25 protein-coding genes are annotated in these 22,518 nt (G+C 67.2%); 16 read left to right on the top strand and 9 right to left on the bottom strand.

What is annotated here, in order from left to right; genetic code table 11:
- Positions 1-97: 97 nt before the first annotated feature.
- Together ABS767_RS01485 and ABS767_RS01480 are read right to left on the bottom strand one after the other, a co-directional pair.
- Positions 98-604, bottom strand: a complete 507-nt coding sequence (locus ABS767_RS01485) for a VOC family protein (protein ID WP_408076589.1) — start codon at positions 602-604, stop codon at positions 98-100.
- A gap of 79 nt (positions 605-683) precedes the next feature.
- On the bottom strand, positions 684-1,613 hold the full coding sequence (locus ABS767_RS01480) for a LysR family transcriptional regulator (protein WP_408076588.1): 930 nt from the start codon (positions 1,611-1,613) through the stop codon (positions 684-686).
- Positions 1,614-1,697: 84 nt separating this feature from the next.
- On the opposite strand from ABS767_RS01480, the gene ABS767_RS01475 reads away from it, so the two are divergent.
- From ABS767_RS01475 to ABS767_RS01440, 8 genes are all read left to right on the top strand, one after another.
- Positions 1,698-2,513 carry an alpha/beta fold hydrolase gene (locus ABS767_RS01475; RefSeq protein WP_408076587.1) on the top strand — a complete coding sequence of 272 codons (816 nt, stop codon included), beginning with the start codon at positions 1,698-1,700 and terminating at the stop codon, positions 2,511-2,513.
- A 21-nt stretch (positions 2,514-2,534) separates the two neighbouring features.
- The gene (locus ABS767_RS01470) at positions 2,535-3,725 is read left to right on the top strand and encodes an LLM class flavin-dependent oxidoreductase (protein WP_408076586.1); all 1,191 of its coding nucleotides are present in this window, start codon (positions 2,535-2,537) and stop codon (positions 3,723-3,725) included.
- Positions 3,709-4,677: an alpha/beta hydrolase gene (locus ABS767_RS01465; RefSeq protein ID WP_408076585.1), complete on the top strand. Its 969-nt coding sequence runs from the start codon at positions 3,709-3,711 to the stop codon at positions 4,675-4,677. Before ABS767_RS01470 ends, ABS767_RS01465 begins: the two co-directional genes overlap by 17 nt.
- Positions 4,674-5,054: a carboxymuconolactone decarboxylase family protein gene (locus tag ABS767_RS01460; protein WP_408076584.1), complete on the top strand. Its 381-nt coding sequence runs from the start codon at positions 4,674-4,676 to the stop codon at positions 5,052-5,054. Before ABS767_RS01465 ends, ABS767_RS01460 begins: the two co-directional genes overlap by 4 nt.
- A 7-nt stretch (positions 5,055-5,061) precedes the next feature.
- Positions 5,062-6,180 (top strand): 3,4-dihydroxy-2-butanone-4-phosphate synthase, encoded by a 1,119-nt coding sequence (gene ribB, locus ABS767_RS01455; protein ID WP_408076583.1) that lies wholly within the window; start codon positions 5,062-5,064, stop codon positions 6,178-6,180.
- Positions 6,173-6,688 carry a flavin reductase family protein gene (locus ABS767_RS01450; protein WP_408076582.1) on the top strand — a complete coding sequence of 172 codons (516 nt, stop codon included), beginning with the start codon at positions 6,173-6,175 and terminating at the stop codon, positions 6,686-6,688. Before ribB ends, ABS767_RS01450 begins: the two co-directional genes overlap by 8 nt.
- Before the next feature lie 126 nt (positions 6,689-6,814).
- The gene (locus tag ABS767_RS01445) at positions 6,815-8,122 is read left to right on the top strand and encodes an LLM class flavin-dependent oxidoreductase (protein WP_408076581.1); all 1,308 of its coding nucleotides are present in this window, start codon (positions 6,815-6,817) and stop codon (positions 8,120-8,122) included.
- Positions 8,119-8,847 (top strand): SDR family oxidoreductase, encoded by a 729-nt coding sequence (locus tag ABS767_RS01440; RefSeq protein ID WP_408076580.1) that lies wholly within the window; start codon positions 8,119-8,121, stop codon positions 8,845-8,847. The genes ABS767_RS01445 and ABS767_RS01440 overlap by 4 nt, the downstream gene beginning before the upstream one ends.
- 99 nt (positions 8,848-8,946) lie before the next feature.
- Here the strand turns inward: ABS767_RS01440 and ABS767_RS01435 are convergent, their stop codons facing one another.
- Positions 8,947-9,279, bottom strand: a complete 333-nt coding sequence (locus ABS767_RS01435) for a carboxymuconolactone decarboxylase family protein (protein ID WP_408076579.1) — start codon at positions 9,277-9,279, stop codon at positions 8,947-8,949.
- Positions 9,276-10,055 carry an HpcH/HpaI aldolase family protein gene (locus ABS767_RS01430; protein WP_408076578.1) on the bottom strand — a complete coding sequence of 260 codons (780 nt, stop codon included), beginning with the start codon at positions 10,053-10,055 and terminating at the stop codon, positions 9,276-9,278. The genes ABS767_RS01435 and ABS767_RS01430 overlap by 4 nt, the downstream gene beginning before the upstream one ends.
- A 133-nt stretch (positions 10,056-10,188) precedes the next feature.
- Here ABS767_RS01430 and ABS767_RS01425 point away from each other — a divergent pair, with 133 nt between their 5' ends.
- Together ABS767_RS01425 and ABS767_RS01420 are read left to right on the top strand one after the other, a co-directional pair.
- Positions 10,189-11,130, top strand: coding sequence for an alpha/beta hydrolase (locus ABS767_RS01425; RefSeq protein ID WP_408076577.1), 942 nt, complete (start codon positions 10,189-10,191; stop codon positions 11,128-11,130).
- A gap of 14 nt (positions 11,131-11,144) precedes the next feature.
- A complete protein-coding gene (locus ABS767_RS01420; protein WP_408076576.1) occupies positions 11,145-11,534 on the top strand; it encodes a carboxymuconolactone decarboxylase family protein in 390 nt (129 codons plus the stop codon).
- Here the strand turns inward: ABS767_RS01420 and ABS767_RS01415 are convergent.
- Together ABS767_RS01415 and ABS767_RS01410 are read right to left on the bottom strand one after the other, a co-directional pair.
- Positions 11,528-12,007 carry a heme-binding protein gene (locus ABS767_RS01415; RefSeq protein WP_408076575.1) on the bottom strand — a complete coding sequence of 160 codons (480 nt, stop codon included), beginning with the start codon at positions 12,005-12,007 and terminating at the stop codon, positions 11,528-11,530. The two genes, ABS767_RS01420 and ABS767_RS01415, sit on opposite strands and share 7 nt — an antisense overlap.
- An 11-nt stretch (positions 12,008-12,018) precedes the next feature.
- Positions 12,019-12,426 carry a c-type cytochrome gene (locus tag ABS767_RS01410; RefSeq protein WP_408076574.1) on the bottom strand — a complete coding sequence of 136 codons (408 nt, stop codon included), beginning with the start codon at positions 12,424-12,426 and terminating at the stop codon, positions 12,019-12,021.
- Between the two features lie 165 nt (positions 12,427-12,591).
- Between ABS767_RS01410 and ABS767_RS01405 the strand changes: the two genes are divergently transcribed.
- From ABS767_RS01405 to ABS767_RS01395, 3 genes are read left to right on the top strand one after another with little or no spacing between them, the layout of a single operon-like run.
- Positions 12,592-13,962 carry an MFS transporter gene (locus tag ABS767_RS01405; RefSeq protein ID WP_408076573.1) on the top strand — a complete coding sequence of 457 codons (1,371 nt, stop codon included), beginning with the start codon at positions 12,592-12,594 and terminating at the stop codon, positions 13,960-13,962.
- Positions 13,943-14,839, top strand: coding sequence for an amidohydrolase family protein (locus ABS767_RS01400; RefSeq protein ID WP_408076572.1), 897 nt, complete (start codon positions 13,943-13,945; stop codon positions 14,837-14,839). The genes ABS767_RS01405 and ABS767_RS01400 overlap by 20 nt, the downstream gene beginning before the upstream one ends.
- A complete protein-coding gene (locus ABS767_RS01395; protein WP_408076571.1) occupies positions 14,836-15,639 on the top strand; it encodes an amidohydrolase family protein in 804 nt (267 codons plus the stop codon). The genes ABS767_RS01400 and ABS767_RS01395 overlap by 4 nt, the downstream gene beginning before the upstream one ends.
- A 48-nt stretch (positions 15,640-15,687) precedes the next feature.
- On the opposite strand, the gene ABS767_RS01390 is transcribed toward ABS767_RS01395, so the two are convergent.
- From ABS767_RS01390 to ABS767_RS01380, 3 genes are read right to left on the bottom strand one after another with little or no spacing between them, the layout of a single operon-like run.
- Positions 15,688-17,103 (bottom strand): aldehyde dehydrogenase family protein, encoded by a 1,416-nt coding sequence (locus ABS767_RS01390; RefSeq protein WP_408076570.1) that lies wholly within the window; start codon positions 17,101-17,103, stop codon positions 15,688-15,690.
- Positions 17,100-18,023: a DUF6282 family protein gene (locus tag ABS767_RS01385; RefSeq protein WP_408076569.1), complete on the bottom strand. Its 924-nt coding sequence runs from the start codon at positions 18,021-18,023 to the stop codon at positions 17,100-17,102. The genes ABS767_RS01390 and ABS767_RS01385 overlap by 4 nt, the downstream gene beginning before the upstream one ends.
- Positions 18,020-18,937 (bottom strand): cupin domain-containing protein, encoded by a 918-nt coding sequence (locus ABS767_RS01380; protein WP_408076568.1) that lies wholly within the window; start codon positions 18,935-18,937, stop codon positions 18,020-18,022. Before ABS767_RS01380 ends, ABS767_RS01385 begins: the two co-directional genes overlap by 4 nt.
- Before the next feature lie 233 nt (positions 18,938-19,170).
- Here ABS767_RS01380 and ABS767_RS01375 point away from each other — a divergent pair, with 233 nt between their 5' ends.
- The 3 genes from ABS767_RS01375 to ABS767_RS01365 are packed head-to-tail and all read left to right on the top strand — an operon-like array spanning position 19,171 to position 22,518.
- Positions 19,171-21,309 carry an acetate--CoA ligase family protein gene (locus ABS767_RS01375; protein ID WP_408076567.1) on the top strand — a complete coding sequence of 713 codons (2,139 nt, stop codon included), beginning with the start codon at positions 19,171-19,173 and terminating at the stop codon, positions 21,307-21,309.
- 14 nt (positions 21,310-21,323) lie between these two features.
- Positions 21,324-22,187, top strand: a complete 864-nt coding sequence (locus ABS767_RS01370) for a p-hydroxycinnamoyl CoA hydratase/lyase (RefSeq protein WP_408076566.1) — start codon at positions 21,324-21,326, stop codon at positions 22,185-22,187.
- Positions 22,188-22,191: 4 nt separating this feature from the next.
- Positions 22,192-22,518 (top strand): carboxymuconolactone decarboxylase family protein, encoded by a 327-nt coding sequence (locus ABS767_RS01365; protein WP_408076565.1) that lies wholly within the window; start codon positions 22,192-22,194, stop codon positions 22,516-22,518.

Here is a 22,518-nt window from a genome sequence, read left to right as displayed (position 1 = left end):
GCCCCTCGAACGCCTCGTTTGTTCTCGGCGTTCATCCTTGCCAAGCGAGGGCCGTCCTGTCCACGCGCGTTTGACGCGGGTCCGGTCCCGTCTGGCCCTACCCGTGCTTGCGGCGGTTCCAGGTCGCGAGCGTCGCATGCGCTTCGCTCGCCGCTTGCTCGAGGAAGCCGGGGGCTTCGGTGCGCGCGGCGATTTCGAGGCGCAGTCCGTTGGGGTCGAAGAAATAGATCGAGCGGACGAATTCATGATCGACCAGCGGGGTCGTCTTTACGCCATGTGCTGCGAGCCGCTCGCGCATCGCTTCGACATTCTCCACCGAATCAGTCTCAATCGCGAAATGCTGCACCCAGTCCGGCGTGTTGGGCGAGGGCGCGGGCTTCTCGTCGCCGCCGAGATCGAAAAAGGCGATGTAGGAGCCGTCGCCGAGCTGGAAGAAGAAATGGACATAGGGCTGTTCCTCGCCGGTGCTCGGCACGCGTTCGGACAGCATGCAGTTGACCAGCGGCAGACCGAGAATGTCCTCGTAGAAATGCCGCGTCTCCTCGGCGTCGCGGCAGGGATAGGCGAAATGATACAGGCCGTTCAGCGGGCGCGGGTCGGTCATCACAGGCTCCTCTTCGCCCACCGTATAGCAGAAGCGTGTCGCACGCCTTGTCCCCCCGGCGGGAGGACAGCGGGGCGGGTCAGGCAGCCTTGGCCGCGTGCTCCAGCATCATGTCGAGGAAGCGGCGCAGCGCCGCCGATCCGTCGCGCGCGCGCCACACCAGCATCACCCGGAATTTGAGGCCGAGATCGGCGATCGGAACCAGGCGGATATTGCGGCTGGGCGAATCCGGGCCGGCGGTCGTAACGATGCCGACGCCCATGCCGACCGCGACCAGGCTGAACAGGATCGAGTTGGTGGTGCATTCCTGCACGAAGCGCGGCGCGCTGCCACTGGCGATGCAGGCGGCCATCACGCGGTCGTAATAGCCCGGCGCCAGCGTGCGCGCGGGACCGAGTACCGGTTCCTCGGCGATTTCCGCCATCGTTACCGACGTGCGCGTGGCGAAGGGATGGCTTCCATGCACGGCGAGCATCGTTTCGCCGGTGCCGATGGGAGCGCAGTCGAGCGTTTCACGATCGCGGTCGTCGATATGCGCGTCATAGACCATGCCGACGTCGAGCGTGCCGTCCTTGAGCGCGGCGATCTGTGCCAGCGAGCCGGTCGAGCGCAGGTCGAGCACGACCGAGGGTTCGTTTTCGCGAAAGTCGAACAAGCCGCGCGAGATGAAGTCGTAGGCGGCCATGATTTCGGACAGGCCCACGCGGATCGTGCCGAGATGGCCGCTGCCCATGCGGCGCGCGCGATCGACGGCGCGATCGACCTGCTTCAGGATTTCCTCGACCTCGTCGAGGAACACGCGGCCGGCGCTGGACAGGCGGACGCCGCGCGGAAGGCGCTCGAACAATTCGACGCCGAGCTCGGTTTCGAGATCGCGGATCTGGCGCGTCAATGCGGGCTGCGCGACGCGCAGCGCGACCGCCGCGCGGCCGAAATGCTCCTCGCGGCCGATCGCTCGAAAATAGCGAAGATGGCGCAGCTCCATGCACAACTCATACTTGCGGGGCATCGATCGCTCAAGAACAAAGAATTGGACGTATCAGTCCTCCGCCAACACTCTGGCCGCACCAAAAGCGAGTGTGAGTGGAGAGCGATGGAGACGGCCTGCCTGGATGAACTGGACTTCGGCACGCTGTCCACCGTCGACCTGCTGGGGACCGGGGTTGAGATGTTCACCGCCGGGAGCGGCGCGCCGCTGTTGTTCCTGCACGGCATCGACGGGCTGGAGGGTTCGGCTGCAGTGCTGCGCGAACTGGCGCAGAGCTTCACGGTATATGCCCCTTCGCACCCCGGATTCGGCAATTCGCAGCGGCCCGCGCGGCTCGATCGGGTCGACGACCTTGGCTATTTCTACCTCGACCTGATCGCCAAGCTGGCGCTCGACCGGCCGGTCGTGGTCGGTACGTCGTTCGGCGGCTGGGTTGCCGCGGAGACGCTGACCAAAGAACCCGCACGCGCGGCGCAGCTGGTGCTGATATCGCCGCTGGGGCTGCCGACGGCCGACCGGCGCGAGCAGCATGTCGCGGACATCTTCATGCTGTCGCGCCAGGAAATGGGCAAGCGGATGCAGGTCGGCGCTCCCGAGCCGGGTAGCGACATGGCGGTGCTGACCAAATTGCCCGAGGCGCGCGTCCGTCGCTTGATGCGCAACGACGAGGCGGCGAGCCTCTATGGCTGGACGCCCTATATGTCGAACCCCAAGCTCGCCGACCGGCTCCACCGCATTTCGACGCCCACGCTGATGCTGTGGGGCGATTCCGACGCGATCGTCAGCGCCGCCTATCGCGAGCGCTGGCGGACCGCACTGCCGCAGGCGGAGATCGAGACGATCGCGGAGGCGGGGCATCGCGTCCATGCCGACCAACCGGCCGCGCTGGCCGCGCGCGTCGCCGCATTCGCCGCCCGCTGACCGCCCGCCCGGAGACAAGAGATGAAGATCTGGCAATTCAGCGAACAGGCCTATCACCCCGCATTCGGGGTGCCGGGGTCGATGCGGGTTACGCTGCCGCAGCATCATTGCAATCCGGTCGAGGCGGGGCAGTTGCTCAACCGCTATCTCGACGAATATCTGCTCGCCGACGAGCTTGGCCTGAATATCATGGTCAACGAGCACCATGCCGCGGCCACCTGCATGTCGACATCGTGCATGACGACGCTTGCGATCCTCGCGCGGCAGACCAGCAAGGCGCGGCTGCTCGCGCTCGGCATCCCGCTCGCCAACCGTTCCAACCCGCTGCGCGTCGCCGAGGAAATCGCGATGGTCGACTGCCTGTCCGGAGGGCGGCTGGAGGTCGGACTGGTCAAGGGCGCGGCGTACGAGCTGTTCATGTCGAACCGCCAGCCGACCGGATTCATGGACCGGTTCTGGGAAGCGCACGACCTGATCCTCGACGCGCTCGGCAATGAAGGCGAGAATTTTTCGTGGGAAGGCGAGCATTTCCACTATCGCACCGCCAGCCTGTGGCCGCGCCCGATCCAGCAGCCGCGCCCGCCGATGTGGGGCACCGCGTCGAGCGCGTCGAGTGCGCGCGAATATGGGCGGCGCGACTATACCTGCGCCACCTTCCTGTCGGGTGCGGTCGCGCGCTCGGTGTTTGCCGGCTATCGCGAGGCCTATTCCGAGGCGCATGGCCGCGAGGCCACCAACGACAAGCTCGCCTATCTGGCGCTGGTCGCCTGCGCCGACGACACGGCGACCGCGTTCAAGCGCGCCGAGGCGATGAAGAGCTATTTCACCACGGCCGCGCGGCTCGATCCGCAGTTCCGCAATCCGTGGGGCTTCAACGCCGTCGAGGCGAATGTGCGGATGCTTCAGGCGGGGCCGGCCGCGATGCGCCCGCGCATGCGCAATGGCCAGCCGCTGCCGGTCGACGGGTCGATCGAGCAATATATGGACGCAGGTCTCTTCTTCGTCGGCACGCCGGACGAGGTCTATGACCAGCTTGCCCGGTTCCATGGCGAGACCGGCGGGTTCGGCAACCTGCTGATGATGGGGCAGGCGGGCGAGCTGGATCATCGCGACACCGCCGACAATCTGACATTGGTGGCGCGCGAGGTCGCGCCGCGGCTGGCGGAACTGCCCGAACTTCCGGTCGAGGTGCGCTATGAGGCGGTTGGCTGAGCCCGAGGGTCTCGTCGCCGCGCATCCGCCCGTGCCCGCCGACGGGATCGCCGACTATGTCGCGCTGTGCCGCGAGCAGCCGCCGGCGTCCGACCTGGAGACGATGCGACTGTATGGCGACCTGACCGCGGGGCGGTTCGCACAGAGCGTCTCGCCGAAGGTGTCGCGCTTCGACAGCTATATTCCGGCGGTCGGCCGTGAAATCCCGGTGCGCGTCTTCGATCCGGGCGGGGAGGGCGCGCGTCCGGCGATCTGCTATTTCCATGGCGGCGGCTTTGCCATGGGCAGCGTCGCGAGCTTCGACATCGCCTGTGCCGCATTGGCCGAGGCGATCGGCGCGGTGGTGGTGAGCGTCCACTATCGCCGCCTGCCCGAGGCCGATTACGCGGCCGCACAGGACGATTGCGACAAGGCATTCGCCTGGATGGTGCGGCAGGCCGAAGCACTGCGCATCGATCCGCGCCGCGCGGGCGTGGCGGGGGACAGTGCTGGCGCGCTGCTGGCGCTCGCCTGCGCCGCCAACCTGCGCGATGCGGGCGGCGTTGCCCCGGCGTTCCAGCTGCTGTTCTATGGCACCTTCGCGATGGACCCGGAGCGGCCCGCTTATGCGCGGAGCCGCGATCCGATGCTGACCGAGGCCCGCGTGCGCAGCTATATCGCGCTGTTCCGAAGTCGGGGTGGGCTGTTCCGCCAGCCCGCGCCGGTCGACCGCGCGGACCTGGCCGGATTGCCGCCGACACTGGTCGTCGCGGCGCAGCTCGATCCGCTGCGCGAGGAGGCGGAGGAACTGGTCGACCGGCTGGTGCGCGCCGGGGTCGCGACAGAGCTTCTGGTGGCGCCGGGCATGATCCACGGATTTCTGAGGGCCATCGGCGTGACGGCCGCCGCCCGCGCCGAACTTGCGCGCGCGGCGGACGCGGCGCGCGCCATCATCGAAGGATTGAGCGAATGAAGAAGGACGACAGCTACGACCGGGGCCGCGCGATGCGCTTCGAGATGTTCGGCGAGCCGGGGGTCGCAACGCTCGACAACACCGATGATTTCAACGAGCCGTTGCAGGATCTGGTGACGCGGCTGTGCTTCGGCGATGTGTGGAGCCGGCCGGAGCTCGACCGCAAGACGCGGTCGATGCTGACGATCGCCCTGCTGATCGGCCAATCGCGACCCGACCAGCTCAAGAATCACATCAACGGCGCGCTGGCGAACGGCGTGACCAAGGAGGAGATCCGCGAGATCCTGCTCCACGCCACCATCTATGTCGGCCTGCCCGCGGGATCGGACAGCTGGCGCCATGCCCGCGAAGCGTTGAAGGCCGCCGGTGCATATTGAGTCGACGATGCACGCGGACGACCTGCACAATGCGATCTCCCCAATCGAGGAGATCATCGAGGCGGCGCGCGACGGCCAGCCCTATATCCTGGTCGATGCCGAGGACCGGGAGAATGAGGGCGACGTCATCATCCCCGCCCAGTTCGCGACGCCCGCGCAGATCAACTTCATGGCGCGGCACGCACGCGGACTAATCTGCCTTGCGATGACCGAGGAGCGCGCGAAGAAGCTGCGCCTGCCGCCGATGGTCGCCGACAATAATAGCGGCCACCGCACTGCCTTCACCGTCTCGATCGAGGCGCGCGAGGGGGTGACGACGGGCATCTCCGCGCAGGACCGGTCGCACACCATCGCGGTGGCGATCGACGCGACCAAGGATTGCGACGACATCGTCTCCCCCGGCCATGTCTTTCCGCTGGTGGCGAAGCCGGGCGGGGTGCTGGTGCGCGCGGGGCATACCGAGGCGGCGGTGGATGTGTCGCGGCTCGCCGGGCTGATGCCGTCGGGCGTGATCTGCGAGATCATGAACGACGACGGGTCGATGGCGCGGTTGCCGGAGCTGGTTGCGTTTGCGCAGCTCCATGGCCTGAAGATCGGGACGATCGCCGACCTGATCGCCTATCGTCGCCGCACCGAACGCTGCGTCACGCGCGTGCACGAGGAAGCATTCGAGACCGTCTATGGCGAAGGGTTTCGCCTGTCGGTGTTCCGCAGCATGATCGACCAGGTCGAGCATGTCGCATTGTGGCGCGGACGCATCGCGCCGGACCTGCCCACATTGGTGCGGATGCACCGGCTCGACTTCGTATCCGACATGCTGGGCCCCCCGACCGACCGGCGCGAATATGTGCAGCGCGCGCTCACCCGGATCGGCGACCATGACGGCGCCGGCGTGATCGTGTTCATCCGCGACCCGTCGGTGAGCGCGGTTTCGGAGCGGCGCGCCAACGGGCTTACCCCGACCAGCGAACAGCGCATCCGCGACTATGGCGTGGGCGCGCAGATCCTGCTCGACCTGGGGGTGCGGGACATCGTGCTGCTGACCGACAGCGAGGCGCGGCTGTCGGGCATTGAGGGCTATGGGTTGAAGATCATCGGCAGGGAAGGATTGGGCGGCGATGTCTGAGACGGTGGTGGCAGATACGGCGTTGCCGACGGTTGCCGAGCAGCTGCGCAACGGATTGCGGCGGCTGGGCAAGGCGGTGGTGGTGATCACCGCATGGCATGACGCGCGCCGCTGGGCGATGACCGCGACGGCGGTGAGCGAGCTGAGCATGGATCCGCCCTCGCTGCTCGTGTGCGTGAACAAGAGTGCGAGCTTGCACGGGCCGCTGACCGCGGGCGCGAGCTTTTGCGTCAACATCCTGCATTGCGATCAGCTTGAGGTGTCCAATGCGTGCGCGGGTAAGCTCAAAGGCGAGGCGCGGTTCGAACTGGGCGATTGGGGTTCAGGGGAGGATGGCACCCCCTATCTGCGCGACGCGCAGGCGAGCTTCTTCTGTCGCTACGAAAAGCATGTCGAGCACGGCACGCACGCGGTGGTGATCGGCGAAGTGTTGAGCGTCGACGTCGCGGGCGATGTCGATCCGCTGATCTATCTCGACGGCGGCTATGCGCGGGCGATGCCGCTATAGCCCGACTGATTATCAGCCTGGCTGCTTTCTTCTTTCGTTTTCCGCGGCGCAGTGTTATAAGCCTAGCTGTCATTCAAGACCGCGCCGGCGCACGTCCGGGCGGGAGAGGAAGCGGAGGAAAGCGCCATGCAGTTCGGCCTGTTCTATGAGCATCAGTCGCCGGCCCCGTTCACTGCGGAGAAGGATCGCGTGATCTTTCACAACGCGCTGGACGAGCTCGAACTCGCCGACAGGCTCGGCTATGATTACGCCTGGCTGGTCGAGCACCACTTCCTCGAGGAATATTCGCACAGCTCCGCGCCGGAAGTGTTCCTAGGCGCGCTGAGCCAGCGGACCAAGCGGATGCGGCTGGGCCATGGCATTTGCGTGATGCCGCCCAAGATCAACCACCCAGCGCGCGTCGCCGAGCGGATCGCGACGCTCGACCTGCTGTCCAACGGTCGCGTCGAATGGGGCACCGGCGAGAGCGGCACGGCGGTCGAGCTGGAAGGGTTCGGCGTGCATCCCGACGAGAAGAAGGGGATGTGGCGCGAAGCGACCGAGCAGACCGCGAACATGCTGGCGATGACCCCCTATCCGGGGTTCGAAGGCGAGCATTTCTCGATGCCGACGCGCAACATCGTGCCCAAGCCGCTGCAGGGACCGCACCCGCCCTTGTGGGTCGCGTGTTCGCGGCGCGACACGATCCTGCACGCCGCGCGCAACGGGATGGGGGCGCTGGTGTTCGGCTTCGCCGCGCCCGAGCAGGCGGGCAAATGGGTGCAGGAATATTACGACATCATCCGCTCCGACGAATGCGTGCCGATCGGCCATGCGGTGAACGCCAATTTCGCGATCGTCACCGCGCTGTCGGTCAACGAGGACGAGCAGGAAGCGATCGCGCGTGGGACCGAGGGGTTCAAATATTTTGGCTATTCGCTGGGCTTCTACGCGGCGTTCGGCAAGCATGTGCCGGGCCATTCCAATGTGTGGGAGGGCTTCAAGAAGGCCGAGGCGGGGATCGAGGACAATCACGGCAATGGCGGCATCGGGACGCCCGAGCAGGTCTATGAACACTGCAAGGCCTATGCGGATGTCGGCGTCGACCAAATCATCTTCGTCCAGCAGACCGGCCCCGCCAATCACGACCATATCTGCGAATCGCTGCAGTTGTTCGCGGACAAGGTGATGCCGCGTCTGAAGGTCGACGAGGATTCGCGGCTGGCGAAGAAGCAGACCGAGCTGGCCCCCTATATCGATGCGGCGCTGGCGCGGAAGCCGCGCATGGCGCCGATCGCGCAGGAGGATATCGAGCCGGTGCGCTCCTATGGCCTGCGCAAGAAGGAAGCGGGAACGTTCGAGAACACCCGCTCCGATCGCGGCGGCGGGCTGGCGGTGGTCGCGGACGATCCGCTGGCGCTGGTATCGGGCCAGGCGGAGAAAGCCGCGCGATGAGCATCCTGCTGGGGCGGGTCGTCGTGATCACCGGCGCGAGCTCGGGCATCGGCGAGGCGAGCGCGCTGGCCTTTGTCGCGAAGGGGGCGAAGGTGGTGCTCGCCGCACGGCGGGCGGAGCGGCTCGATGCGCTGGTGAGCCGGCTGGGCGCGGCGGGCGGCGAGGCGCTGGCGGTGGCGACCGACGTGACCGATGCGGATGCGGTCGGCGCGCTGTTCGACGCGGCGATGGCGCGGTTCGGGCGGGTCGACGTGCTGGTCAACAACGCCGGCATCGCCGACAGCACGCCCGCCGAGGAGACGTCGCTCGAGCTGTGGTGGCGGGTGATCGACACCAACCTCACCTCCGCCTTCCTGTGCGCGCGGGCGGCGATCCCGATCATGAAGCGGCAGGGGCATGGGCGGATCATCAATGTCGGGTCGATCTCGGCCAAGGTGCCGCGTGCTAACAGCCCGGCCTATAGCGCGAGCAAATGGGGGCTGGACGGACTGACGCGGTCGCTGGCGATCGACTGCCGCGCGGACAATGTCGCGGTGTCGGTGTTCCACCCGGGCATCGTCGCGACCGAGCTGGGCGGCGGGATCAGCAGCCTGCCCGACGATCTGGTCGCGCAGCCCGAGGATGCGGCGGACGTGATCGTGCACATGGCCGACCTGCCCGACCACCTCAATTTCTACGAGGCGCTGGTGGTGCAGAACAAGATCCCGTTCCTGGGGCGGGGTTAGGTTAGCCGCCCCCTTCAGGAAAGAGGTAGTGTCTCGGCCATGTCGGTCTCGGTGAGACGGCCAAGCCCCACCCTAACCCCTCCCCTGAAGGGGAGGGGCTTATGGCTGGCCCGTCCCCTGAGCCTCCACCAGCGTCTTGAGCTTGCGCGCGGCGCTGACCGCGACCGGCCAGCCGGCGTAGAAGGCGATGTGCGCGATCGCTTCGCCCAGTTCCTCGACGGTCAGGCCGTTTTCGAGGCCGAGCTCCATATGCCCCTGCGCCTGCGCGCGATCGAGCGCGATCAGGCAGGTGATGGTGATCAGGCTGCGGTCGCGGGGCGAGAGCTCGCCGCGTTCCCACACCTTGTCGTAGAGAATGTCCTGGGTCAGTTCGTCGAGCAGCGGCGCGACGCTGGCCAGTTCGCGGCCGCGGCCGCCCGAGGGGCGCTTCATTTCGTGTCTCCCGCTGCGCGATAGGGCGCGAAATTGGCGGCGGCGCCGTTGAGCGCGCCGCGGATCATGCCGAGGTCGGACAGCCAGGCGATATAGTGCACGCCGCGCGCGACGTAGGATTCGAGCGCCTTGGCGTTGCCGACGACGGTGCCGATATGCTTGCGCCCCGCCGCGACCTCGATCACCCGGTCGATCGCGGCGACGACGTCGGGGTGGCTCGCATTGCCGGGATGGCCGAGCGAGGCACTGAGATCGCCCGGGCCGATGAACACGACGTCGAGTTCGGGGATGTCGCACAGCGCCTCGATATCCGCGACCATCTCCTTGTTCTCGACATGCACGCTGACCAAGGTCTCGGCATTGGCGCGCGCTTCATAGTCGGGGACGGTGCCATAGCCGGCGGCGCGGCAAGCGCGGGCCGAGCCGCGCTCGCCCAGCGGCCAGTATTTGGCCTTGCGGATCAGGTCGCGGACTTCGGCGGCGGACTTGAGCGAGGGGACCTGGATGCCGCTCGCGCCGCTGTCGAGCACATGGAGGATGTTCGCTTCCTCCGCATCTGGCGTGCGGATCACGCTGCTCATCCCCATCCGCTCGCAGGTGCGGATCAGGTTTTCGATCTGGCCATGGGTGAAGCAGCCATGTTCGGCGTCGACGATCAGGAAATCGAACCCGGCTAGGCCATAGAGTTCGGCGATTGCCGGGGAATCCACCTTGAAGAAGCTGCCGAAGACCGTCTCCCCCGCTTCCAGCTTGCGCTTTACCGCCGAATTGAACACCGGGCACCTCTCCGTCACTTGCTATTTACAAACGCCATTCAGCATGGCACCCGATCTCGTCAAGCTAAACATTGATAGCAAATGCCGGGACGCGGCACGACAGGAGGATGGGTGCGGAGCCTTGGAACCGATCATGGCTGACGCACCGATGCTGGCGGAGGGGATTGCGGACTATCTGGATGCGGTCCGCCGACCGCCCGAAGCCGCGGTTTCGCTGGAGGCGGCCCGGCTGATCGCGGATCGCGATGCGCATCGGATCGCGGGTCCGCGCCCCGCCGGTATGCGGGTGACCGACAGCTATGTCCCCGATGTCGCGATCGAGACGGCTGTTCGCATCTATCGCCCGGCCGGAGATGGGGCGCTGCCCGCCGTCCTGTATCTACACGGCGGCGGGTTCACGATCGGCAGCATCGAAACCTATGACTGTCTTGCCGCCGCGCTCGCGAAGGCGTGCGGCGCGGTGGTGGTCAGCGTGCACTATGCGCGGCTGCCCGAATCGACCCCGGGTGCAACGATCGCGCAATGCCATGGCGTGCTGCGCTGGATCGCGCGGATGGCGGACCGGCTGACGATCGATCCCGCGCGGATCGCGGTTGCGGGCGACAGCGCGGGCGCGTGCCTTGCGACCCATGTCGCGATGCGCGCGCGCGACGGCGACGGTCCGGCATTGATCGGACAGCTGCTTTGCTATGGCGTCTATGCCCTCGATCCTAAGCGCGAGGCCTATGCACGCGCGCACGATCCGGGGCTGCCGCGTGCGGTGATCGACGCGATGATCGCGACCTGGCAGGACTGCGCCGCGCGAGATGCGACGATCGTTCGCGCGCCGCTCAACGCCGAGCTCGCAGGGCTTCCTCCCGCCATTCTCCTTGCGGCGGAACATGATCCGATGCGCGCGGAGGGGGATGAGTTCGCTGCCGCCTTGCGCGCCGCCGGCGTGGTGGTCGAGACGCGTTCGTCGCCCGGAATGTGCCACGGTTTCCTGCGCGCCCAGCATTTCTCGGCACCCGCGCGCGCGGAGATGCAATGGCTGGGCGCCGCATTCCGCACGCTTCTTCAATCCACTCACCCCTAATCAAGGACGAGATCATGGCACTCAAGACCGGCGACCCCGCATTCGAAGCGGGCCGCGAAATGCGCAAGGAATTGTTCGGCGAGGGCAGCATCGCCCGACTCGACGCGGCGGACGATTTCCACGAGCCGCTGGAGAATTACGTGACCTCGGCCTGTTTCGGCGAGACCTGGACGCGTCCCGGCCTGACATTGCGCGAGCGCAGCCTGATCACCATGGCGATCTGCGCGGCGCTCAACCGCCACGTCCCGCTCAAGCGGCTGGTCAAATGTGCGGTGCAGAACGGCGCGACCAAGGAGGATATCCGCGAGACGCTGCTGCAGACGACGCTGTATATCGGCGTGGCCGGGGGCGTGGAAAGCTGGGGCCTGGCGGCCGAGGCGCTGAAGGAAATCGACGCCTATTGAGCGGGCGGCGCGGGGCGCGCGGGCCTGAGGCCCGCCGCCTCGATCCCCGCGGCGGCGCAGGCGGCGTCCTCCGCAGGTTTTCCGCCAGAGACGCCGGCCCCGCCAAGCAGCACGCCATTGGCGGTATAGATCGGCACGCCACCCGCCATCACCGCGACATTGGGCATGCCTGCCGGCGGGTTCATCGCCGCGAGGTCCGCCGTGGCGCGACCGAATTTCGCGGCGGAAACAGCCTTCCACTGCGCGATCTCGCCCCCTGCCGTCGAGACGCCGTCCATATGCGCGAGCGTCACCGGCATGGCGCGCGGGTCGAGAACGAAGACCGCGATTTTCAGGCCGCGCTTCGTAGCCCAGGCGAGACAGGTGTCACGGATCGTCGCGGCGCTGGCATAGTCGAGCACAGGGCGGGCGGTCTGGCCGGTCGCAACGGGCGCGGTGCACAGGGTCGCGGCGATCACAAGCTGGCGTATCATCTATTAAAAGCCTAGTTCAGCGCCATCAGATAATCGACCAGCTCTTTCCGCTTTTGGGCGTCCGACACGCCAGGGACCATCATCTTCGTGCCCGGTACCACCGCCTTGGGGTTGGCGAGATAGGCGTCGAGATTGGCGCGGTCCCAGCGTTTGCGCGATGCCTTCATCGCCGGGGAATAGGTGTAGCCCGGCTTCGTTCCGGCGATTTTTCCGCCAACCGCGAACAGGTTGGGGCCGACCCCCGATTTGCCGCCCGCATCGACGCTGTGGCACGCCTTGCACTGAGCGAATGCGGCCGGCTGCTGCGCCGCGGCGGGCGCGGTCGCGGGCGGCGGGCTACCGCCTGCGGCATGCGCCCCCAGTGCCAGCAACGGCGTCGCGATCGCACCTGCGACAAAGATTGATTTGATCCGGGGCACGCGACTCTCCTTCAACGTCAATGCGTCGTTCTGGTCTGCAATTTGCGCAGATCGCAGCTAGGCGGCAAGCGAAAAATCAGATATCGCTGAATGACGTTAGATATAAACGCATGCGAATCGTCGGACGGCAAGTCAGCGCCGGCGACGCGTACGAGGAGAGCGATGGTGGCGGCGACGGTGGATCGGGAGCGGGTGCTGGACGCGCCGACGGGCATGAGCTTGTACCAGTTCCTCGTCGTTGGCCTGTGTTGTCTCATCAACATCGCCGACGGATTCGATGTCGTCTCGCTCGCGGTCAGCGCGCCCGTATTGTCGAAGGACTGGCAGCTCGATCCGGCGGTGCTGGGATCGATGTTCAGCGCCTCGGCGGTGGGGCTGGTGGTCGGCGCGTTCGTCATCGGGCCGATGGCCGACAAGTTCGGCCGCCGACCGATCATGCTGGGCGCACTGGCGACGCTGGCGGCGATGCTGCTGCTGAGCGGAATTGCGCAGAACATCCAGCAGCTGTTCGTGCTGCGCACCATCACCGGGGTGGGCCTCGGCACGTTGGTCGTGTGCCTCAATACCACTGTTGCCGAATATGCCAGCGACAAGGCGCGCAACATGGCGCTTGCGATCCTGCATATCGGATTCACCGTAGGCATGATGCTGGGCAGCGGCATCGCGGCGCTTGCGCTGGAGACATCGGGCTGGCGCGTGGTGTTTATCGCCGCCGGTGTGCTGAATGTCGTGACCTTTACGCTCAGCCTGTTCCTCCTGGGCGAATCGCGCGAGTTCCTGGTGCGTCGTCAGGCGCCGGGCGATCTGGAGCGACTGAACCGGCTGCACCGGCGTATGCAGATTCCCGAGCTGTCGGCGATGCCGCCAAAACCCGCGGCCAAGCTGCGCGGCGCGGCAATCCGGTCGATGCTGGCCCCTGAATTGCGGTCGCAAACCATCCTGATCTGGGTTGCGTCTGCGACCTATGCGATCGTCGGATATTTTCTGATGAACTGGAAGCCGACGATCCTGGCCAATGCGGGTCTAAGCCCTTCGCTGGCAGCGGCGAGCGGGATCATCACAGGCGCCTGCGGGACGCTGGGTCATCTGGCAATGGGCTTCTGGGGGCGCCAGGTCGGCGAAGGCCGCCTGACGACGATCTTCTTTGCGGCAGCCGCGGTCACGCTGGTGATCTTCGGGCTTCAGCCGCCTAATCCGATCGGCCTGCTGGCGATGGCCGGGCTGACCACCTTCTTCGTCGTCGGAGCCTATACCGGCCTCTTCCTGGTCGCGGTGGTCATGTACCCCCCCGCAATGCAGAATTCGGGGGTCGGCTTCGTCGTCGGCTTCGGCCGGATCGGCGCGATTGCCGGGCCGATGATCGGAGGCTTCCTGTTGAGCGCCGGGCTCGGCCGGATGGACACCTATTTCGTGTTCTCGGCGATCGCGGTCATTCCCGTGGTCACCATGTACTATGCCTATCGCATCGCGGCGCGCACGCCGCACGCTGCGAGCGAAATCCCCGCTGGAGAGTTGAATGCCGAACCCGCGCGCTAGCCTGTTCGATACCCATGCCCATTTCTTCACCAACGATACCGCACGCTATCCGGTCGACCTGACCGGCGCGCGCGAGACGCCCGAGGCGCTGACGGCGCGGCTGGAGCGCGATCCCTCGACCGCGGCGCGGGTGCTGGCGCTGTGGGACGACTGCGGCGTCACCGGCGGCGCGGCGGTGCAGTACAATACGGTGTACAAGACCGATAACAGCTACACGGTCGATGTCGCCGACGCGCATCACGACCGCGTGTCGGCGGTGCTGATCCTGCGGGCGCACGATCCCGGGACGCCGGCGAAGCTCCGTGCGCTGGCGACGGCACATCACGTGAGCGGGCTGCGGCTGTTCGGCTATCCCGATGACGCCGGCAATTATCCTTGGCTCGATTCGGAGGCGGCGCTCAGGACCTGGGACGTCGCCGCCGAGCTGGGGCTGCACATGATCGTCATGTACGCGCCGGGCAAGCCGTCCTTTGCGGCGCTGCGGCGGATCGTTGCGCTGGCGAAGCGCTATCCGGATACCGTGATCGCGCTCGATCATTGCGGCTGGCCGGGCGTCGAGGGCGGCGTCGCCGGGACGATCGGTGCGGAGCATCGCGAGCTGGTCGATGTGCCCAACATCCACTTCAAGTTCACGCAGATCAACTTCAACCGCTTTGCCGAGACGGGGCTCGATGCGGCGGCGTTCGTCAAGCTGCTGGTCGACACCTATGGCGCGGATCGCGTGATGTGGGGGTCCGATTACGGCAACACGCAGAACAGCTATGCCGAGATGGTCGAGCAGGCGATCGCGGCGACCGCGCAGCTGAGCGATGCCGACCGGATGAAGGTGCTGCACGACAATGGCGCGCGGCTGTTCGGCGACCGATTGAAGCCATGAGCGCGGCGCCCGAGCCGCCGGTGATCGACGCGCACGCGCATATCTTCACCCGCGCGATGCCGTTCACCGACACCGCGTGGACGCGGCCGAACTATGACTATCCGGTCGAGGCCTATCTCGCCGATCTCGACGCGCATGGCGTTTCGTTCGGGGTGGTGACCGCGGCGAGCCTGTTCGGCGAATATAACGACTATACGCTTGCGGCATTGGCGCAGCACCAGCGGTTGCGCGCGACGGTGATGCTCGATCCCGATACCGGGCCGGCCGAGCTGGCAGCGCTGCGCGCGCAGGGGGTGTGCGGGGTGCGGTATCAGATCCCGCTCGCGGCGGAGCTGCCCGACCTCGGCGGCTATCGCTTCCGGCGGTTCGTCACGCGGCTCGCGGACGCGGGGATGCATCTCGAGCTGAACCTTGGCGGCGACCAGCTGGCGCAGATGCTGCCCGCGCTCGCCGATCACGGCGTGCCGGTGGTGGTCGATCATTTCGGATTGCTGCGCAGCGAGGGCGGCATGGCGGGTCCCGGCTTTGTCGCGCTGCTGCGCTCGCTCGCGCTCGGACAAACCTGGGTCAAGGTGTCTGCGGGGTTCCGGCTGCCCGAGGCCGAGCTGGCGGGCTATGCTACGCGGCTGCTGGGCGAGGCGGGGGCGGAGCGGCTGTTCTGGGGCAGCGACGCGCCGTTCGTCGGGGCGGAGGATCGCGTCAGCTATGCGCAGACGCTGGAAACCTTCTATCGCATCGTTCCCGATGCGGCGACGCGCCGGGCGATGTCCGATGCGGCGTTGCGCTTCTACTTCTTCTAGAATTGCGTCGGCGGCCCGTTCCCCAACGGACCGGCGCCGCAAAGCGGCTCAGGCGAGCGGGACGGCGTTGACGACCTGGGCCTGGGTATATTCCTCGAGGCCTTCCTGCCCCATTTCGGTGCCCATGCCCGACTGGCGCAGGCCGCGGAACGGGATGCGCGGGTCGATCGCCATCAGCTGGTTGACCCAGACCGTGCCGGTCACCACGCGCCGGGCGACGGCGGAGGCGCGGTCGAGGTCGCGGCCCCAGACGGTGCCGCCGAGGCCATAGTCGGTGCCGTTCACGCGATCGATCAGATCGTCGAGATCGTCATATTTCAGCACCGGCAGCACCGGGCCGAACTGCTCCTCGCGCACCAGCGCCGCGTCGTCGGCGATGTCGCGCACGATCGTCGGCGGGATGAAATAGCCCGGACGGTCGAGCGGCGCGCCGCCCGCGATCACGGTGCCGTCGGCGCCGCTCTCCGCGATCAGCGCGGCGACCTTCTCAAATTGCTGGCGGTTCTGGACCGGGCCGATCTGCGCGCCCTGATTGGCGCCGTCGTCGACCACCATCTCGCGCGCGAGCCGGGCGAGCTCGTCGCAGAATTCGTCGTAGAAGGCGGCGGGGACATAGGCGCGCTTGACCGCGACGCAGATCTGCCCGGCGTTGCGCATCGCGCCTTCGAACACCTTGGCCGCGATCGGCACTGGATCGACATCGTCGAGCACGATCGCGGCGTCGTTGCCCCCCAGTTCGAGCGTCACGCGCTTGAGCGTGTCGGCGGCGCTCGCCATCACGCGCTTGCCGGTGCCGGTGGAGCCGGTGAACGAGATCTTGGCGATGTCGGGATGCGAGGTCAGCGCGGGGCCGAGCTCGTTCTCGTCGCAGATCACGTTGAGCACGCCGGGGGGCAGGATGTCGGCGCACAGCTCGCCGAACAGGCAGGTGGTGAGCGGGGTGGTCGGCGCGGGCTTGCACACCATCGTATTACCCGCGACGAGCGCGGGGCCGACCTTGTTCACCAGCAGGATGAGCGGGAAGTTCCACGGCGTGATCGCGCCGACGACGCCGAGCGGCATGCGCCGCTCCTCGACCCGGTTGCCGGGTTCGTCGCGCAACACGCGCGGTTCGAGCGTCATGCCGGCGAAGGTGCGCAGCACGAAGACCGAGCCGCGGATTTCCTTGACCGCCTGGTCGAGCGGCTTGCCCTGTTCGGCGGTGAGCAGCGCGGCGAATTCCTCGGCGCGCGCGTCGAGAGCGTCGGCGAGCTTCCCGACCAGCGCCGCACGCTCGGCAGCGGGCGTCACCGCCCAGCCGGGAAAGGCGCGCTTCGCCGCCGCTACTGCGGTCTCGAGCAGCGCGACGTCCGCCTTGGGGCATTGCGCGAAGGGCTTGGCGGTGGCCGGGTTGATGACGTCGAACGTCGCGGCGCCGGGATGCAGCGCGCCGTCGATCAGCAGGTGATAGGCGCGTTCGGTCATACGGTCAGCGCCTCGGACGCCATCGCCATCGCGCCCGGCGCATCGTCCAGCCCCATCAGCGTCGTCGCATTGCCGCCGATCATCGCGCGGATGTCGTCGTCGCTATAGTCGAGGTCGATGAGCATCTGGATGACGTAGCGCAGCCCCTCGACCGGGGTCGGGTTGCCGACCTGGCCGAGATCCGAACCGATGATCGTGTTGGGAACGCCGCCAGCCTCGATACACATTTTGAGGCTGTCATGGCTGTAATTCTTGCCCTGAACGCCGGCCCACATGCAGCAGCTATGTTCGAGATAGGCGCCCATTTTTGCGAGTTCGGCCATGTCGGGCGGGGTGCAGCCGATCAGGAAGGTCGGATGGTTGACCAGCAGGCGGGTGATTCCGCGCGCCTTGGCTTCGGTGAACAGCGGCCAGATCTCGCTGATGTGGAGGTGCCCGGCCGACAGGACCGCGTCATATTCGGCGATCAGGTCGAGCACCTGGAACACCTCGTCCTTCAGCTTGCCGCGCTCGTCGATGACGGTCAGCATCGTGGGATCGAGCATCTTGTCCTTGGTCGGCAGGAACTGCTTGCGGTGCGAATGGCGGATATGGTTGGCCGCCGAGAAGGTCGGCATCCACACGAGGCGCGCGCCGAGTTTGAAGCCGTGCTCCACCGCATAGGGATTGATGCCGCCGGTGGTGTTGTTGCACGGCACGCCGGTGAGCAGCTTGACCGTGCCCGGCATGATCTCGTCGAGCAGCGCCGCGACCGGGGTGACCGAATAATAGTGATCCTTGAACAGGATCGCGCGCAGGCCGGCTTGTTCGCCCTCCTTGATCGCCTCGACATGGTTGAGGCGGCGCGGCATCACCGACGGGCCGCTATGGCAATGCAGGTCGATCGCGCCTTTCAGCAGCTGCGTGATCCGGTCGCTCATGGTGCTTCATCCTTGGGGGCGGGCATCGGGTAATCGTCGGCGTTGAGCACCCAGCCGGGCTTGGCCGAGAAGTCGAAGCGCGGCGGGCAGAAGGTGTCGAGCAGGCGGTTGAGCCCTTCGCCCACGCCCTGCGAGGTGTGCGTGGCGGGGGGCGGGATCACTGCGACCGAGGGAGCGGCGATGCGTTCGTGATCGTCGTCGATCCACTGCGTCGAATCGCTGATCCATGGCCAGCGCAGGTGGTGGATATAGTCGCCGTCGAGCGCGATCGAGTATTGCTCGAAATCGTCATGGTGGTGCGGCGAGAGATTGTCCGCGGCGCGCGGTCCGACGCGACCGTCGCCGAAATTCACCATCACCGTCGATCCGCGATAGATGCGGCCGAAGCGCCCCTGCTGCGGCGCGACATTGCCCGAATAGACGCGCACCTTGCGCCCGCCGACGGGGTCGGGCCAGGCTTCGAACGGCGCGACATTGGGATCAGGCTGCGCATAGGTGTCGGCGTTGCTGCACTGCGCGGCGAGGTCTTCGGACCTGACGGTGAACAGGCGCAGGATGCGGCCGCCCTTGACCACCGTCACCTTGCTGTCGCCCGGCGGGACGAAAGCGACGCTCTTGTCGCGCGCGACCGTGCTGCCCTCGGCGATCTCGATCTCGATCTCGGCGCCGTCCTCGGGCAGCACGACGGCATATTCGTCGACCTGGCCGGTGCGTTCGAACACGGCGCCGGGCTCTACCTCGCTATAGGCGACGATCAGCGTCTGGCCGCGCGCGAGCCAGGTGCGCGCGAGGTCGGAGCTTTGCTGGGGCGGCGCATCGTAAAAGGGTTCGTAGCTCGCCTTCTTGAAGGCGGTGGGTGCCGGTTTGGTCGCCTTGGGGGCGAGGCTGGCTCTCAGGTCGTTGCGCCCGTACATCGGCTCTCCTTCGCCGCTGGTCGATCCGCGGCCTTTTGCGACGTCTAGGATCGCAGCGCGTCCCGCGTCTAATTCCTTGTCGTCGGCCGACCGATGCCGCCAGGATATCGATCGCGGCGAAAGCGACCCATATCGTGATCCTATCGTAGCGTGGCAAAATAGGCATTGGACCTGCCGCCCGACTGCGGCAAGATAGCAGGCAAGCTGATATTAGTCGAGCGGGGAGGATCGGGTTGGCGCAGGGCATCGAGGCGCGCGACGAAGACGTGGCGAGCGTGGAACCAGTCCGTCCGGCGCTGGCGCGCCTGCTCGATCCGCGATCGGTGGCGATCGCCGGGGCATCGCCCGATCCGGCGACGATGGGCGGCACGATCCTTGCCAATTGCGAGCGGTTCGGCTTTGCCGGCGCGCTGCACCTGATCAGTCCGACGCGCGACGAGATCGGCGGGCGCCCCTGCGTCAAATCGGTGGACGACCTGCCCGCGGGGGTCGATGCGCTGGTCCTCAACGTGCCGCGCGCGGCGATCCTGCCCGCGGTCGAGGCGGCGGCGCGGCGCGGCGTGGGCGGGGTCATCGTCTTTGCCTCCGGCTTCGCCGAGGCGGGCGAGGACGGGCGCGTCGAGCAGGAGGCTATCGCTGCCATCTGCCGCGATGCGGACATGGCGCTGATGGGGCCCAATTGCATGGGCTATGTGAATTACGCGGGCGGCATGGCACTGACCTTCGAACCGGCGCATCCCCAGTCGCTCGGCGCGCGGCGCAGCGTCGCGGTGGTCGCGCAGAGCGGGGCGATGGCGTCGAGCATCCGCGCGGCGATGCAGGGGCGCGGCATCTCCGTGGCGCTGCAGGCGGCGACCGGCAACGAGGCGGTGATGCGCGCCGCCGACATGGTCGACTTCATCGTCGACGAAGGCCGGGCGAACGCCATCGCACTCTATATCGAGCAGATCCGCGATCCGATCGCCTTTCTCGCTGCGGCCCGCCGTGCGCGTGAAGCCGGCATCCCGGTCGTCGTATTGCATCCCGGCCGCAGCAAGCGGGGGCAGGAGGCGGCGCAATCGCATACCGGCGCCATGGTCGGCGACTATGCGCTGATGCGCGTTGCGGTCGAGAACGAGGCCGTTGTGATGGTCGATACGATGGACGAGCTGTTCGACGCGGTTGCCATCCTCCATCGTTTCCCCAAGCCGGTTACCGGCGAGTTGGGCGTCGTCACAAATTCGGGCGCATTGCGCGGCACCGCGTTCGACTTTGCCGAGGATATCGGGCTGCCGATCGCGACCGTGTCCGATGCGACGCTGGAACGGCTCGGCGCGCTGCTGCCGGCGGGGATGGAGATCGACAACCCGCTCGACGTCGGCACCACCGGGTTTGCCAAGGCGGATATCTTCGGGCTGTCGACCGCGGCGATGCTCGCCGATCCGGCGGTGGGCGGCGTGCTGCTGCCGATGGCGGGCGGCGGGCCGTCGCAACAACGTGCGAAGGGCGAGGCGATCATCCCCGAGGCGCTGGGCTCGCACAAGCCGGTCGTCGTCGCGATTACCGGCGATACCTCGCCGCTCGACCCGGATTTCGTTGCCGCGATGCGCGACAGCGAGACGCCGCTGTTCCGCTCGCCCGAGCGCGCGATGCGCGCGTTCGGCGCGGCGCGGCGCTATGCCAATGCGCTGGCCAGCGTCGCCGACCGCAGCCCCGCCGCCACCGGCCTGACCGGATGGGCGGAGCCGGGGGTCAAGACCGAGTTCGTCGGCAAGCAGTTCCTGCGCGAGATCGGCGTGCGCGTGCCCGAGGGCGGGCTGGCGGCGACGGTGGACGAGGCGCTGGCGATCGCCGACCGCATCGGCTTTCCGGTGGTGATCAAGGTGCAGGCTGCGGCGTTCAGCCACAAGAGCGACATCGGCGGGGTGATCCTGAACCTGCGCGACGCGGCTGCGCTGCGCGACGGCTGGACGCGGCTGATGGCGAATTTGAACGGCGCGGCGATCGACGGCGTGCTGGTCGAGCAGATGTCCGCGCCGGGGCTCGAGCTGGTGGTCGGCGCGCGCCACCACCCCGAATGGGGCGCATCGGTGATGGTCGGCCTGGGCGGCGTGCTGATCGAGGCGCTGGACGCGGCCGAATTGCTGCCCGCCGATATTTCGCATGCGCGCGCGGTGGAGCGGATCCACGGACTGCGCGGCGCGAAGCTGCTCGGCGACTTTCGCGGGCGGCCGGCGCGCGATGTGGAGGCGGTGGCGGACGTCGTGGTCCGCATCGGCGGCGCGATGCGCGCCGGGCTCGGCATCGCGGAAATCGACATCAACCCGCTGATGGTGATGGCGGCAGGCGAGGGCGCGGTCGCGCTCGACGCGCTGATCGTCACCGGCGCATAATCGAAGGACACAGGATGGAACAGACGATGGCAGCGACGCAGGACAAGCCGATCCCGGGCGGCAACACCGTGCTGGTGGAATTCGAGGACGGCATCGCCTGGGTCCATCTCAACCGCCCAGACAAGCGCAATGCGATGAGCATCGAGCTGGCGCGCGAGATGAATCAGGTGCTCGACGCGCTCGAGCTGGACGATCGCTGCGGCGTGATCGTGCTGACCGGCAGCGGCGAGGCGTTTTCGGCGGGCATGGACCTGCAGGGCTTTTTCCGCGCGTCGGACGCGGTGAGCGATGTCGAGCGGCACCGCGCCTATCGCGAGACGCGCGCGTGGCAGTGGCGGACGCTGATGTATTACGCCAAGCCGACGATCGCGATGGTCAATGGCTGGTGCTTCGGCGGCGCGTTCACCCCGCTGATCTGCTGCGACCTCGCGATCACCGACCAGGCGGCGACGTTCGGCCTCAGCGAGATCAACTGGGGCATCATCCCGGGCGGGGTGGTGTCGAAGGCGATCTCGACGCTGATGGGCGATCGCGAAGCGCTCTATTATGTGATGACCGGCGAGAAGTTCGACGGCGCGCGCGCCAAGGAACTGGGCCTCGTCAACGAAGCGGTGCCCGCCGAGCGTCTGAAGGACCGCACGCGCGAGCTGGCCAAGGTGCTGCTCGAGAAGAACCCGACCACGCTGCGTCAGGCACGGATGGCGTATAAATATGCGCGCGAGATGAATTGGGAGCTGGCCGCCGAATATCTGACCGCCAAGGGCGACCAGACGACCTTCGTCGACAAGGAAAAGGGCCGCGAGAAGGGCATGGTCCAGTTCCTCGACGAAAAGACCTACAAGCCGGGGCTCGGCAACTACAAGCGCGACGGGGAGTGAGGCGATGAAGCGACCCAGCGCGGCCAAGGGCGACGAGCTCGCCAGCGTCGTCCCCGCCTTTGTCGAGATGACCGACCGTGTCCTGTATGGCGAGGTGTGGGAGCGCGAGGGGCTGTCCAAGCGCGACCGATCGCTGCTGACCGTCGCGGCGCTGATGACCGCGAACCGGCACCAGCAGCTCGAGGCGCATCTCGCGCTCGCGCTCAAGAACGGGGTGACCCAGGAGGAGCTGGGCGAGGCGCTGTTGCACCTTGCTTTCTATTCCTCCTGGCCCGCGTCGGTCACGGCGTCGCGCATGCTGCTTGACTTGGTCAACCGGCAGGAAGGCTGA

Source organism: Sphingomonas plantiphila, assembly GCF_046000505.1.
Classification (GTDB): domain Bacteria; phylum Pseudomonadota; class Alphaproteobacteria; order Sphingomonadales; family Sphingomonadaceae; genus Sphingomonas; species Sphingomonas plantiphila.
This window is presented reverse-complemented; position numbering and strand designations above follow the sequence as displayed.

Coding starts and splice junctions, on each gene's coding strand:
- ABS767_RS01485 (WP_408076589.1), bottom strand. CDS start 604: ATGACCGACCCGCGCCCGCTGAACGGCCTGTATCATTTCGCCTATCCC.
- ABS767_RS01480 (WP_408076588.1), bottom strand. CDS start 1,613: ATGCCCCGCAAGTATGAGTTGTGCATGGAGCTGCGCCATCTTCGCTAT.
- ABS767_RS01475 (WP_408076587.1), top strand. CDS start 1,698: ATGGAGACGGCCTGCCTGGATGAACTGGACTTCGGCACGCTGTCCACC.
- ABS767_RS01470 (WP_408076586.1), top strand. CDS start 2,535: ATGAAGATCTGGCAATTCAGCGAACAGGCCTATCACCCCGCATTCGGG.
- ABS767_RS01465 (WP_408076585.1), top strand. CDS start 3,709: ATGAGGCGGTTGGCTGAGCCCGAGGGTCTCGTCGCCGCGCATCCGCCC.
- ABS767_RS01460 (WP_408076584.1), top strand. CDS start 4,674: ATGAAGAAGGACGACAGCTACGACCGGGGCCGCGCGATGCGCTTCGAG.
- ribB (WP_408076583.1), top strand. CDS start 5,062: ATGCACGCGGACGACCTGCACAATGCGATCTCCCCAATCGAGGAGATC.
- ABS767_RS01450 (WP_408076582.1), top strand. CDS start 6,173: ATGTCTGAGACGGTGGTGGCAGATACGGCGTTGCCGACGGTTGCCGAG.
- ABS767_RS01445 (WP_408076581.1), top strand. CDS start 6,815: ATGCAGTTCGGCCTGTTCTATGAGCATCAGTCGCCGGCCCCGTTCACT.
- ABS767_RS01440 (WP_408076580.1), top strand. CDS start 8,119: ATGAGCATCCTGCTGGGGCGGGTCGTCGTGATCACCGGCGCGAGCTCG.
- ABS767_RS01435 (WP_408076579.1), bottom strand. CDS start 9,279: ATGAAGCGCCCCTCGGGCGGCCGCGGCCGCGAACTGGCCAGCGTCGCG.
- ABS767_RS01425 (WP_408076577.1), top strand. CDS start 10,189: ATGGCTGACGCACCGATGCTGGCGGAGGGGATTGCGGACTATCTGGAT.
- ABS767_RS01420 (WP_408076576.1), top strand. CDS start 11,145: ATGGCACTCAAGACCGGCGACCCCGCATTCGAAGCGGGCCGCGAAATG.
- ABS767_RS01415 (WP_408076575.1), bottom strand. CDS start 12,007: ATGATACGCCAGCTTGTGATCGCCGCGACCCTGTGCACCGCGCCCGTT.
- ABS767_RS01400 (WP_408076572.1), top strand. CDS start 13,943: ATGCCGAACCCGCGCGCTAGCCTGTTCGATACCCATGCCCATTTCTTC.
- ABS767_RS01395 (WP_408076571.1), top strand. CDS start 14,836: ATGAGCGCGGCGCCCGAGCCGCCGGTGATCGACGCGCACGCGCATATC.
- ABS767_RS01390 (WP_408076570.1), bottom strand. CDS start 17,103: ATGACCGAACGCGCCTATCACCTGCTGATCGACGGCGCGCTGCATCCC.
- ABS767_RS01385 (WP_408076569.1), bottom strand. CDS start 18,023: ATGAGCGACCGGATCACGCAGCTGCTGAAAGGCGCGATCGACCTGCAT.
- ABS767_RS01380 (WP_408076568.1), bottom strand. CDS start 18,937: ATGTACGGGCGCAACGACCTGAGAGCCAGCCTCGCCCCCAAGGCGACC.
- ABS767_RS01370 (WP_408076566.1), top strand. CDS start 21,324: ATGGAACAGACGATGGCAGCGACGCAGGACAAGCCGATCCCGGGCGGC.
- ABS767_RS01365 (WP_408076565.1), top strand. CDS start 22,192: ATGAAGCGACCCAGCGCGGCCAAGGGCGACGAGCTCGCCAGCGTCGTC.